This window comes from Xanthocytophaga agilis (assembly GCF_030068605.1).
Taxonomy (GTDB): domain Bacteria; phylum Bacteroidota; class Bacteroidia; order Cytophagales; family 172606-1; genus Xanthocytophaga; species Xanthocytophaga agilis.
This window is the reverse complement of record NZ_JASJOU010000011.1, coordinates 268523-281126: the sequence shown is the minus strand read 5'-3', so window position 1 is coordinate 281126 and position 12604 is coordinate 268523. Positions and strand designations below refer to the sequence as shown.

At 37.5% G+C, this 12604-nt stretch carries 12 protein-coding genes; all 12 read right to left on the bottom strand.

What is annotated here, in order from left to right:
- Positions 1-48: 48 nt before the first annotated feature.
- On the bottom strand, positions 49-1155 hold the full coding sequence (locus QNI22_RS27270; RefSeq protein WP_314515659.1) for a FecR family protein: 1107 nt from the start codon (positions 1153-1155) through the stop codon (positions 49-51).
- Positions 1156-1242: 87 nt separating this feature from the next.
- Positions 1243-1851 carry an RNA polymerase sigma factor gene (locus QNI22_RS27265; RefSeq protein ID WP_314515656.1) on the bottom strand — a complete coding sequence of 203 codons (609 nt, stop codon included), beginning with the start codon at positions 1849-1851 and terminating at the stop codon, positions 1243-1245.
- Between the two features lie 192 nt (positions 1852-2043).
- The gene (locus QNI22_RS27260; RefSeq protein WP_313999245.1) at positions 2044-2430 is read right to left on the bottom strand and encodes a VOC family protein; all 387 of its coding nucleotides are present in this window, start codon (positions 2428-2430) and stop codon (positions 2044-2046) included.
- A 53-nt stretch (positions 2431-2483) separates the two neighbouring features.
- Complete coding sequence (locus QNI22_RS27255) at positions 2484-2867, bottom strand: helix-turn-helix domain-containing protein (RefSeq protein ID WP_314515653.1); 384 nt, start codon at positions 2865-2867, stop codon at positions 2484-2486.
- Between the two features lie 99 nt (positions 2868-2966).
- Entirely contained in the window at positions 2967-4517 is a 1551-nt protein-coding gene (locus tag QNI22_RS27250; protein WP_314515650.1) for a serine hydrolase domain-containing protein, read from the bottom strand.
- Positions 4514-5305: an ABC transporter permease gene (locus tag QNI22_RS27245; RefSeq protein WP_314515648.1), complete on the bottom strand. Its 792-nt coding sequence runs from the start codon at positions 5303-5305 to the stop codon at positions 4514-4516. The genes QNI22_RS27250 and QNI22_RS27245 overlap by 4 nt, the downstream gene beginning before the upstream one ends.
- Before the next feature lie 5 nt (positions 5306-5310).
- On the bottom strand, positions 5311-6015 hold the full coding sequence (locus QNI22_RS27240; RefSeq protein WP_314515646.1) for an ABC transporter ATP-binding protein: 705 nt from the start codon (positions 6013-6015) through the stop codon (positions 5311-5313).
- Between the two features lie 11 nt (positions 6016-6026).
- Positions 6027-6827 carry a hypothetical protein gene (locus tag QNI22_RS27235; RefSeq protein WP_314515643.1) on the bottom strand — a complete coding sequence of 267 codons (801 nt, stop codon included), beginning with the start codon at positions 6825-6827 and terminating at the stop codon, positions 6027-6029.
- 2 nt (positions 6828-6829) lie between these two features.
- Entirely contained in the window at positions 6830-7168 is a 339-nt protein-coding gene (locus tag QNI22_RS27230; RefSeq protein ID WP_314036356.1) for a PadR family transcriptional regulator, read from the bottom strand.
- A gap of 232 nt (positions 7169-7400) precedes the next feature.
- On the bottom strand, positions 7401-9905 hold the full coding sequence (locus tag QNI22_RS27225; protein WP_314515641.1) for a glutaminase family protein: 2505 nt from the start codon (positions 9903-9905) through the stop codon (positions 7401-7403).
- Between the two features lie 77 nt (positions 9906-9982).
- Positions 9983-10690 carry a DUF3823 domain-containing protein gene (locus QNI22_RS27220; protein ID WP_314515639.1) on the bottom strand — a complete coding sequence of 236 codons (708 nt, stop codon included), beginning with the start codon at positions 10688-10690 and terminating at the stop codon, positions 9983-9985.
- 11 nt (positions 10691-10701) lie between these two features.
- The gene (locus QNI22_RS27215; RefSeq protein WP_314515636.1) at positions 10702-12594 is read right to left on the bottom strand and encodes a RagB/SusD family nutrient uptake outer membrane protein; all 1893 of its coding nucleotides are present in this window, start codon (positions 12592-12594) and stop codon (positions 10702-10704) included.
- Positions 12595-12604 lie beyond the last annotated feature (10 nt).

The following is a 12604-nucleotide window of genomic DNA, read 5'->3' as shown; positions in this document are numbered from 1 at the left end:
AGTGATTTTATTTAGGTTATTTGATTGAGGCCAGAAGAAGTTCAACTGTTAACTACACTCTTTACTTTTCACAATAATCTGTGTTTCTACTATCTGATAGTTGGTATTCAATACTCTACAGATAATCTCAAGACGTTCAAAAAAGGTCTCATTGGAAAAGCTGGTATTGATACGACAATTTTTTAAGGTCTCTGCATCAAATACAAGATCTACATTGTATGTCTTCTCTAGTTCTTCAAATAGTTCGACTACTGGCTTATCCATATACACAATTTCACTTACAATTTTCGGTCTAATTACTGGCAGAGGATTATTGACTAGTGAACGCTCCAGCCTTTTGTCAAGCTGCGAGTAAGAAGCACGCTGATTGGCACTTAACAGAAACTGAGGTTTTATTTCTGACAAAGGTTCATTTACAAAATGAGCTACAGCAACGGCTACACAACCCGTTCGCACATCTACCTCTATGTCTGATTTTTCATCGTGTGCTTTTACCCAAAAGCTGGTACCTACGACTTTGGTTATTATCTGTCCTGCATATACCACAAATGGTCTTGCTGTGTCTCTTTTTACTTCAAAAAAACCCTCTCCTTCCAGATATACTTTGCGAATATTTCCAAAAGAAGGAGGATAACTTAAGCGACTTCCTTTGGTAAGGATGACAGAACTACCATCTGGTAAGGATATCTGTAGACTGTCAGAAGAAATATTTCTGGTTTCAGAAAGCTTTTCGGGTTGATATTCTATTAGATGTTGATAGGTAATTGTATTAGGATGAAACAATATGGGCTTATTGTATAACCATATTCCACCCACTACTATCACTAAAGATGCCGCCACCCAGCCTAGATAGGTTCGCCACAATGAACGTGAAATCGAGTCACTCTGAAAGTCCTCCTTTTCTGATTTTGCTATTGTACGTGTTATTACATTTTGCCACATCTGTTCAATCTGTACTTCATCAGGTACTATAGCAGGCGTTTCCTTTATTGCCAGAATTAATGCTTTAGCCTTCAGAATATCCTGATATTTCTCAGGATGTAAGCTCAGGAACATTTCCCAAAAAGCAGATGTATCTTCAGTAGGATGTAAAACCCACTGACAAAAGAACTCATTCTCTACGAAGTCCTGAGGAGTATAGTCTTCAAAAGGCATTTCGGATTAACTTATATTTTTTCTTACTAAAGGTATAGAGAGGAAAAAATAGTTTTTAACCCTTCATTTATAAAAAAAATTTAAAAATTATACTATTAGCAGAAAAACATAGGGTAATAGTGAAATCAGCAAAGATTTTGGGAAGTGCTGTCTGAGTTTTGTTAAAGCTTTTCCGGTAGTATTTCGTGCAGACTGGGTGGTAATATTCATAACCTGAGCAATCTCTTCATAGCTCAGTTCTTCAAAAAAACGAAGGTGCAGACACTCATATTCACGTTTGGGCAATTCTTGCAAACAACTTTTTAGTAAATATACACTCTGTCTGAAGTTTTCTTCTGTAATTATAAACTGTTCAACAGTATGTTCTGCGACCAGTAAATCAAGATAACTTTCTGATACGGAGAGCGAACTTACAAAATTGTGCTCCTGAACCACAAGGGTTAACCGACGTCGGGTACAGCTTAGCAAATAGGCTTTTGCATTCTGTATCTTTCCGATTGATTCTCTTCTATTCCAAATTTCAACAAATGTGTCCTGTACAGCATCCTGCGCCTTGTCTTTACTCCCGCTCAGGCGATAGGCATAATTGTACAATACCTTTACATATCTGCGGTACAACTCTGCAAATGCGTCACTATCCCCATTTTGCAGGTGTTGAAATAGAACTTCATCATGTTTTTTTTCAGAAGGTTGCATTTGTACACCAGGTTTAGTAACACAAATGTAAGATTTGCAACAAAATATAAAAAAAAATATCTTAAATTGAATTAAACAAATACATCTGCAAATTTTCTAACGTATATTAAAAAGACCAGAGTCAGAGTACTATTTTAGCTTTTATGCTAAAATAGTACTCTGACTCTGGTAGATAGAAAAATTTTGGACTTGCTAAAGTACCTGAAAAATCTGGATACGATTGCCACAAGTATCATTAAAAACCGCAATTTTTGCAGTCCCCATTTGTGTAGGTTGCAAACTAAACACAACATCTAAGGACGCTAATCGGCTGTATTCAGCATCTACATCATTTACCTGAAAAGCAACCAAAGGAATCCCGGCTTCAAACAATGCTTTCTGGTAAATCTTTGCTGGTTCAAAGGCTATAGGCTCCAGAACAAGCTCTACGCCATCGAGTACATCTTTTGAAACTAAAGTAAGCCATTTATGCTCTCCCATTGGAATTTCTGTTTTTTTGATAAATCCCAATATAGTGGTGTAAAAGTTTAACGCTTTATCCTGGTCATCGACGAGGACACTCAATAAGCTAATTCTCATGATTTCTCTGTTGGTTTGTGCCAGCAAATATCCCGTTTAAGCATCTAAGTCGCTTATCGAAAATTGCTTTTTTGACGATAGTCGGAAGGTGTTAAACCAGTGTATCTTTTGAATAAAAGAGAAAATGAAGTCGGACTCTCAAAACCTATCTGAAAACAGGTGTCCATAACAGACATATTTTTACTTAATAGAATCTTTGCTTCACTGATCCTGCGTTCTATCAGATACTGATGAGGAGTGCGGCCATAGCAACGTTTGAATAAACGGATGAAATGAAATTTCGATAAGGAGACCTTATCTGACATAGAACCTATACAAATAGATGAACCCGAATGCAGATCTATCAGCTTACGTGCCTGTATTAACCGATCTATGATATAGGGCTTAGGATAATACTGTTCTCTGATTAGCAAAACCTGTTGATTATAATATGTCATATTGGTAAATACTTGTTGTGTATTTTGATTAAAACTGAAATTGTTCACACTAATTTTATGAACTATCAGGGCTTCTATCAGTAATTTTGAAAGGACTAATTAATTTAACCGTATCCCATCTCGTATATTTTTCGGCTTAAGCATTTTAGCCAGTTCAGACTCCTTTGATAACTGTTTTTTGAAAAGGTAGGTTAAGGGTTTATTATAATAGCTTTTACCAGATATCTTTCCATTTTTTAGTACCAACTGAATCATAGCTGTATGTGATCTCAGAGGAGCTATCAGTTGAATAGAATCTTCTTTTAATTCTGTTATTTCTAATGGTACAGGTTCCCTGTTATCAAAAAGTATGGATCCTTTCAACATATTGGAGACTTCATAGAAATATAAATAGGCATTATCATATTTTTCATCTCCATTTTCAATTTTGATCTGCCACAAACCAGTCCAATGCTGATTTAACATCTTGCTAAACAGGAAATGATTTTCATTCTTTTTTTCTTTTAAGAAAATATGAGCAATTTCTACCAATGTCTCATCGGCAAAGTTCACCATTGCGGTATTTGAAGTAAATGCAATAACAACATTGGATTCAGGAAATAGCAATATGTATGACTTTGCAGTAGGCATAAATCCTCCATGACCTATAATTACTTCATTATCTGTTGTCTCATACAAAATAAATCCAACTCCAAAACCTGTAGTGTCTTTTTGAGAGGTTAGTTGAGGCGCACACATCATCTTCATTGTTTCTTTACTAAACAATTTGTTTGTTAACAATGCATTTCCGAATAATACCAGATCGTTGGCATTGGAACTCAACCCTGCACCGCCCCAATTGAAACTTAAATCCTGAAAGGGTGCATCCACCCAACTCGCATCAGAAGAACTTTTTATATAGAACTTAGTTACATCTTTGATCCGGCTCACTGGAATCTCACCAAAGGTATTCTTCAACCCAGCCGGAATCCAAATCTCATCTTGTAAATACTTTAAAAATGATTTGCCGGAAACCTGTTGAATAATAGCACTTACTATTAAAAAGTTGTAAGAGGAATATTCACATTTCTGCCCGGCAGGAAACAACAAAGGAGCATCAGCAAAAAGCATACAGGCGTCTTCTATATGAGTATAATGCTCTGTTTTCTCTGACTTGTCAGCCCCATAATAATGCCGTATTCCTGATTGATGACTTACCAAATGCCTGATTGTAATACAGGAATAATGCTCAGGTAAATCTGGTAAGTAATAGGTGATGGTTGAATCCAAATGTACTTTTCCTTCTTCAATCAATTTGCCTAGTGCGCTTGCTGTAAACAACTTGGATACACTGGCAATTCTAAAAATAGTCGTGGAATTTACAGGTGTACCCTTGCTAATATCAGAAAATCCAAAATTCTCAGACCAGCATATTTGGCCATCTATAGCTATTGCAACCTGAGCTCCAGGCAAACCACTACCTCGATTTGACTCAGTCACTATTTTTCTGGCCCTTTCTATAGCTCCTTTATATCTTCCTGAGTATACATTGGTACCCTGCCAACTTGAAACTCCATATTTATAATTCCCCTGATCCTGATCATACTTACTACAAGCAGGAAACAATAGAAATATGATTAATAATAAGAAGTAATAATAAAGCCTGTTCATAACACACTCTTGTAACGAGTCCACACATAGTGCATACTTAAAATTACTATTCCTCCTATAAGACCATAGTAAACATACTCCATGGTAAGAAGATGATTCCCAGTGCCAAAGGAATTGAATGCCAATGCAGAAAAATTAAAGGGATGCCATTCAGCATAAGGAAATCCTGTATATCCGGATCTGCTTGTATACAAGAAGAGAACAAGGGCAGACACATATCCCAGCAACCCAATGATAATGGAAATAATTATGGATTTGATATAATAGCTGACCCAATACAGAATTGAAGTAAGACAGGTAGATGCAGCTATAAACTTGCAGGAAGGAATAAATCCTTCTATCCAATAGTTAGTATCCTGAAAACCTAGTTCCGGTCTTAATTTTGACAATAGATCACCACTTAGCATAATTAAAAAATAGAACTCCAGTACATTGACAGTTAAAATAAGATAGGAAAATACAACTTTTGAAAAGAATACAACTTCAAATGGCACTGATAAGACCCTCAGATTTTTCCAAGTATTGTTTCTGTGTTCTATATAATTGACATGGCATATCAAAAGAATCTGAAGAAAAACGAAAATATGAAAGTAAGGCTTGTAGTTAAAGACAATGTACCAACGCCAGGGATTTACGACATCTAATGCCTGGTCAGTCCAAACAGTCAGAAAAGTAATAGTAGTGATAACAAAAGGTACCAACAGAACAAACCATAAAAGAAAAGTATTTCTATGTTTTAAAAACTCAGAAATAAATCCGTTACGAAATAGAACCAAATAATCATGCATCTCTATTAAGTAGTAAGAGTTAGAAACGATTTTTCCAGATTTCCAGATTGTTCGATCAACTTTTCCTTTGTTCCCTGAAATTGAATTTCACCTTTATGAATAACAGCTACATTTGTTATGATCTTATCTAACTCATCCAATAAATGTGAGGAAAGAAAAATTGTTTTGCCATGATCTTTATGAAGAGTAATCAATAAATTTCTTAGTTCAATGATACCAAGAGGGTCCAATCCATTAGCTGGTTCGTCCAGAATTAGTAAAGGGGGATCATTAATCAAGGCCATTGCAAGCCCTAACCGTTGCTTCATTCCTACAGAATAATTCCCTACTCGTTTATCACCTTCTGTACTTAATCCCACTAATTCAAGTGTTTGCTCAATCCTACTATTACTTATACCTAGTAATACAGCAAGAATTTTTAGATTATTATGGGCAGATAGATGAGGATAAAAGGTAGAATGGTCAATCAGCGCTCCTACCTTATGTAATAACTCTGGTTTATTCTTTGACAACTCTTTTCCAAACAAAAATACAGAACCTTTTTGTGCAGAAAGCAATCCAAGAAGAAGTCGGATGGTAGTACTTTTTCCTGCGCCATTGATCCCTAAAAAGCCAAAAATTGAATTCTCAGGTATCTTAAGATTAAGAGTTCTAAGTATATTCTCTTTCTTATAACCGAAACTCAGATTTTTTGTCTCAATTACATTCATACTCCAATCAGTTACAGGTATTTTTGTAGATACAGTTTCAACTCTCCTGCCTTCTTCAGCATAATAGATACACTGAAGGCGCAAATTGCTATTAAAACGAGGTCATCCAGAAAGAATACGACAGCTACATTTGATCTGAACAACTTTATAGATAATGCCAGTGGAATCCACAACAAACTGATAACTGCAGTAAGCTCCAATGCGAAGGAAAAGAAGTCTATCATTGTATTATTCATTGAAAGACTTCTCTTTATTGCTTTTAAATAAAAAGGAATAGCTATGGCTAGAATCAGACTGACCCATAATAGCATTCCTAACAATCCTTTACCTTCAAACTCAATGAATAGAAAAATAAAAACGCTGAGTACAGCAAGACTGGTTATGATTGTAAATAGGAACAGATTACGTCTAAGATCGTTTTGCTTTCTGTGTAGAAATATACTGTGATACATAAAAAAGATCGATAAAGAGATACAAACCAAAATCAATCCGGGATTTACACCCGTTGTAAATAAATTGAAAGGAGCAATTAAAAAACTTAACAGGCAACCATAATAAATCAGATTCTTTACTCTACTCCTACCTTCATTTATCAGATGAATAGTTTCCTGTTGAATAGTTATGATTGTAGATTCTCCATGAAGATCATACGATGCACAGCGATAAGCTTCCTCAAAGGAGTACCCTTTGCTCATATATACTTCAATACTACAGAGCAAATGATCCAGTAAATCATTCTCTAGCCCTGGCATTCTAATGCCATTCCGATTAAGATCTTTCTTTATTATGTCTATCTGTTTGTCTGTTAACATAGCTATAGAGAATTAGTAGCTTTTTCCAGAAATAACTGCATCGTTTTAAGAAATCGGTTTAACTCGGTTGTTCTATGTTCTGCTTCTAGCTTCCCTTCTGCTGTGAGTTGATAATAACGTCTGGGTCTGTTTCCGATCAAAACCTCTTCAACGTTGATTAAGCCATCATCCATCAGCTTATGCAACGCAGGATACAGAGAACCTTCTTTTATAATTAAGTCCTCATTGGTCAACTCTTTTACTTTTTGGCAGATTTCATATCCATACATCTTCCTGTCTGGATATAGTAACTTCAGGATAATAGGGGTAAGGGTACCTCTAATCAGATCTTTTGAATACATAGATAAACATAGTATCATTATCTATGTATTCAAAGAAATAATTGAAAAAAAATCAGTTATTACAGAAAGTTGCAGGAGAATATCCAGTTACACTACAAAACAGAAAGCCAGACACTTAATAGAGAAGAAGCTATTTGTATTTATTTATAAAACCTCAAAGCCACCTTTCGGAATTACTCCAAAAGATGGCTTTGGCTGTTAAAAAATCAAAATGAACAGCGATCAGGCAATCTTAATTTTTGGATTGTTTCTTTTTCAGATAGTCATCTAACAATTTAATATAATACCCTCCGACTACAGATCTTGCCCGGAATCCTACTGACTCGCCATTGGTAGTTTCATGCCAGTCACTCAATGGAATACGGCTAGGACCTTCATTGGCAAAAACATATACAGGATGAAGAATCTGCTGAAAATCCTTTGGTGAATTTGTTAGAGTAGCAGTCCATATGATCCAGTCAGACTTGGTATAGCTTTTCCGGCTATCCAGAGGAAGTCCAAACTTATTTTGTTTTGTCAGATAGTAACTAATTTCCTTTTTTGCAATTTCAGGGGAGAATATATTCAATCCCAGCATTTTATCCCATACTAAATTGTATTTCTGGCTCCAGGTCCCTTTTTTATCAAAAGTAAGGCTGTAATGGTCTCCATCCTGAGCCATTTGAGTCCATTTTTGTGCCATATCTTTGGCTAACGCATTGTAGGTTGTAGCAGTACTGGCATCACCCTGCATTGCTGCCAGCTTTCCGTAACCTGCTATTCCCAGAATGGCTTTGATGGATAGGTTAGCATTGTGAGCCAGATGGCCTGCAAAATCGTCTGTACATAGTTGGTTTTCAGGATCAAGTCCCGCTTTTTTCAGGTATTCGGCCCAGGTAGTCAATGCTTTCCAGTGTTTTTTAGCATAGTCGGCATTTCCCTCTACCTCAGCAATAGCAGTGGCCAGAATAAGCATATTACCGCTTTCCTCTACAGGCATGTCTTCTCCATATGTCTGTCCGTTCGCTTGAGGATACGTACCAACATCATGGGCAGCAAAGGGCTTTGTCCACTTTCCACTTTCGGTGTAGTAAAAAATAGGGTCCATCATACCCTTCAACAAAGTCGGATTATATAATAAAAACAAAGGCGCAGATGGGTAGGTTACGTCTACTGTTCCAATAGAGCCATTACTAAAGTTTTCCTTTGAGAAAAAGAAAGGTATTCCATCCGGACCCGCTACCAGCTTGTGGGCGGCAATTGCTTGTCTATAGCCTAGCTCACATAATTGTGCGTACTCCTCACCACCAGATTGAAGGGCATCTTTGTACAATTGCTGATCAAAACTTGTACACTCCTGTACAAGTTGTTTGTATTCTTTCTCCGCAGAAACCAACATTTTCTCAAAGCTAGTTCCTGAGTTTCGTCTCCACCATGCCTTTAAAGGCGTTTTAAAAAACTCTACAGATTGAATATCATCATATCCAACCAGCACATGAGTAGAAACTGGTGAATTAGTGATTTTTCCAAGTGCATAGCTAATAGCCAATACAGTTGGTTGACCTCCAACTTCACGGGCCGTCAAGGCATCATCTATTTTAGGAAGAACTCCTGTCTGAGTAAAAGCAGCATGTGCCTTAGGAGCCTCTGTAATCACAGTAGTTGTTTGTGGTGATTTTCCAGCAGCCACATAGACATACCCCCAATCAATACGCACATTATCCCCTTTAGTCTCTAACATCTTTTGTGACTGAGTACCTGCACTTAGAATATGTAGTGTTTCATTAGACGATCGTTTACCAATTACTGCTTGTTCAGGATTGTTTACTGCTAATTCTGCAGAAGCGTCAAAATAGAGTTGTACCTCGTGTGGTTTTCCATCAGTAGAATGTACATCAAATGTCACATAGGAAATCGGCCGGGAAAGAATATCCAGGTTATTCATTAGCAACGGAGATGTAAATGTCACTTTCAGATCAACTGGACCACATGTAAAGTCATATATACTTTGAGTAGCTTTCACAATGACAGATTTCTGTGTAGCAGGCTGACTGGCGATAGCAGGTTTGATTTCATCTGCTAACCCAAAATCCAGATGTTGTCCACCTGCAGTATTAGCACAATGAACGGCGATTAGATTCTTTCCTCTTTTCAAAGAAGACTTAACCTGATCAGAAAGTTGTATAGCCTTGTACTCGTCTGTCCAGCAATTACAGGTATAGGCTTCGATACCATTGATATATACTTCAATATTGTCGTCATGCTTCAACAATAACAACAATTTATTAAAGTTCAGATCCTTTAATTCCACCTCTCTTCTTACCCACAGATCGTTTGAATTCCATTTGGTTCGCATTGTCTGGTCTACATCTGGTGCAAAACCACCCTGACCTGTCTTCCAGGAAGTCGCATTATAAGTAGGTTTCATCCAGTCTGCACCTGGATTTTCAAAAGTATAATTCACAGCGTAAGGCTTTTGAGAACCTGTTGGAACAATGGTCTTACGAGAAGCTACAGGTGCTCCCATAAAGTCCAGTGTTTTGCCATCTACCCGTATCTTTCCTGTTAGCCGATGTGGACGTCCTGTCCAATGGCGGGTAGGTTCATCATAAAGTTTATCAGAGAAAGACCATACACTTGTATAGGGATCAATAGTAATTAACGGGACTGCGGGAGAACGAAGTTCCTGAGCTTGTAGCTGAATGCAAGCCAGAGAGAGTAGTAAACTTGTAAAAACAAAGAAAAATTTGTTCATCATTATAAAGTAAGTGATTTAAGGATATGGTTTGAAAAATGGATAATAAACATATTATAACTTTGATGACATATTCACAATCAAAGTTCAATTTTCTGAATTGGAGAAAAGATCATATCTTCTACTCCACTAATTTTTACTCCAATTCGGGCATATACATAATCCTGAGCAGGAGCAGATGAAGGTACAGTCACACTTAAACTGATATTGTTTAGGTCTGTAATATCGCTACCCGCTATATCCTGATTGGCTACACTGGTTCGACCATCAACAAACTGTGTTTTACTAATGTAAAGTGATACACGTTCTATATCTTTTGCATACAACACATCTGTAATGATTTTTTCTACACTACAGGAACCTATGACTTTTCCATCTGTAGTGCCTGTCAACTGTGCATTATGGATGATATAGTAAGGCATTACCTCAATATCTAATGTCTGGCTTCCTTTAAGATCAACTATAAGAGTATCAGACCCTGTCTGATCATTCTGAAGCATTCTGAAAGGCCCTTGCCCGGATTGAAAAACAAGTTTATATGTTGACTTAAACAATATGGTTGAATAGGAACCATCCTGGGCAACAGGCACATTAATAGGAATTCTTTTTTGCCAGCCTGGTTCCCACAGTTCAAAATTCACATTGTCATAGGCTACATTGATAGGCTCACCATTATATACAATCCGACCAGTGAGATACGTATCAGGAGCATCGTAGTTGTCATAAGCACAAGAACTTACAGTTATGCTCACCATGATACAAGTAAGATAAAATAATATCTGTTTCATAGGAAGAAGTATTAATTCTGGTTGGGATTCTTAACGATTTTAGGATTGTTGTTCAGGATATCATTATTAATCTGTGAATAATAATTTCCCATTCGAAACCAATCTGCATTTGTGACAGGTCCAGGAATAATCTTTTTGAATACCCATTTACCATCATTAGGGCTTCCTGGATTGTATACTTTGTAAGGCCACAAACCAAACGGACGAGTACTGGACTCTGTAGCTTTACCAGGATTACTGGTCAGGTCTGTACTTACCCCATTCCATACCATATGAGCTATACGCCAGCGTTTCATATCCCACAGTTGGTGTCCTTCAAAAGCGAGTTCTACTTTACGTTCATGTACAATCCGATCAAACGTAATTTGATTAGCAGTAAGTGGAATGGTGAATCCGGCACGTTCTCTTACCTGATTGATATATGTTGCAGCTAACTCAGGCTGACTTAATTCGAAGGCAGCTTCTGCTGCATTGAGCAGGACTTCTGCATACCGATAACGAATCCACCAGACTTCACTTTGTGTACCTAACTGACCAGATCCTATAGCGGGATCCAGGTATTTACGTACATAGAAGCCTGTTTGTGCACTAAATTCCAGATTATCAATAGGTCCGCTAAAGCCTACTACCTGTTGTAATTCCCCTTGTTCTGATAACTTCTTTTTACCTCCCAACACATCTGAAGTGATAACAGAACCATTGGCAAGCATATATCCACCCCAAATATCTACATCTTTATTTTTGAATTGTGTTCCTGGCAGAATTACAGTTCCCCACAAACGGGCATCCCGTCCGGCAAACAAATCCTGGGGATTATTAAAATAGGCCACCTGATTATTGGCTCCAAGTAAGAAACCTTTTGAATCAGTTGCAGTAAGTGGCGCAAACGTATTATCAAGTTTCTCAAATGATTGAACCAGATTCAGTGAAGGGTTTAAGCGGCCTCCTTGTTGCTCTTCTGCTTGATAACGAGGTTGATTGGAAATAGTCCATCCATGCACGTGTCCGCTTTTCAGTTTGTAATCTTCTACAAAGATGACTTCAGGGTTATTTCCTTTGTCATAGAACAGACTAGCAAAATTATCTGCCAGATCAGGCTTCTTATTGTACAAAGAATACTTTCCACTAGCAATAAGTCTCTGTGCTGCATCAAGTGCTGCTTCATAATATGTTACAGCCTTACCGGCCGGAATACCTACTTCTTCACCAGGGAGTGATACTTGTGGGGTATTTACACCATAACGGGCAATGGAAGCTGCATATAAAGCAGCACGGGCCTTCATAGCTAACGCAAGACCTTTGGTAGCTCTTGATTTAATAGTTGGATCATCAGGCAATTGTGTGCTGATGGTTTCCAGCTCACCAAGGACAAAATCATATACTTCATATTCCTTTGCCCGTGGATATTGCAAATAGGTAGGATCTCCATTAAAATCATATTCTAAAGGCTCCAAAATCAAGGGAACGCCACCCATGCGTTTTGCCATCTCAAAATAAGCTGCTGCCCTCAGAAAATGAGCTTCAGCAGCAAAACGGGATCTGTCTGCAGGGTCCAGCTTCTCTGCTGCCTCACATTTCTGGATAAATAGATTCAATTCCCGCATATATCCATAATCCCAATAGCTCCAGTCTCCATATCCATAATTCTGATTTTTATGACGACCATAATCTGGGGAAGCAGAAGCAAATGCTTCATCAAAATTGGTAAACTCTACCCAGTTTTCAATTGTCTGATAGTCTGGATAGCGGTCATACAAATCAGCCAGTACAGAGAAGACCAATCCTTTATCCTGCCATACCTGTTCATCCAAGAGAATATCTTTAGGTTCTCTATTCAGAAAATCCTCATCGTTACACCCCCAGGTAATGAAGAGCAACAAAAAAAGAAGCGTATATTTTTTCATGGTAAAGTGC

Bases quoted from the DNA above. Each gene is read 5' to 3' on its own strand.
- QNI22_RS27270 (WP_314515659.1), bottom strand. From the start codon at position 1,155: ATGCCTTTTGAAGACTATACTCCTCAGGACTTCGTAGAGAATGAGTTC.
- QNI22_RS27265 (WP_314515656.1), bottom strand. From the start codon at position 1,851: ATGCAACCTTCTGAAAAAAAACATGATGAAGTTCTATTTCAACACCTG.
- QNI22_RS27260 (WP_313999245.1), bottom strand. From the start codon at position 2,430: ATGAGAATTAGCTTATTGAGTGTCCTCGTCGATGACCAGGATAAAGCG.
- QNI22_RS27255 (WP_314515653.1), bottom strand. From the start codon at position 2,867: ATGACATATTATAATCAACAGGTTTTGCTAATCAGAGAACAGTATTAT.
- QNI22_RS27250 (WP_314515650.1), bottom strand. From the start codon at position 4,517: ATGAACAGGCTTTATTATTACTTCTTATTATTAATCATATTTCTATTG.
- QNI22_RS27245 (WP_314515648.1), bottom strand. From the start codon at position 5,305: ATGCATGATTATTTGGTTCTATTTCGTAACGGATTTATTTCTGAGTTT.
- QNI22_RS27240 (WP_314515646.1), bottom strand. From the start codon at position 6,015: ATGAATGTAATTGAGACAAAAAATCTGAGTTTCGGTTATAAGAAAGAG.
- QNI22_RS27235 (WP_314515643.1), bottom strand. From the start codon at position 6,827: ATGTTAACAGACAAACAGATAGACATAATAAAGAAAGATCTTAATCGG.
- QNI22_RS27230 (WP_314036356.1), bottom strand. From the start codon at position 7,168: ATGTATTCAAAAGATCTGATTAGAGGTACCCTTACCCCTATTATCCTG.
- QNI22_RS27225 (WP_314515641.1), bottom strand. From the start codon at position 9,905: ATGATGAACAAATTTTTCTTTGTTTTTACAAGTTTACTACTCTCTCTG.
- QNI22_RS27220 (WP_314515639.1), bottom strand. From the start codon at position 10,690: ATGAAACAGATATTATTTTATCTTACTTGTATCATGGTGAGCATAACT.
- QNI22_RS27215 (WP_314515636.1), bottom strand. From the start codon at position 12,594: ATGAAAAAATATACGCTTCTTTTTTTGTTGCTCTTCATTACCTGGGGG.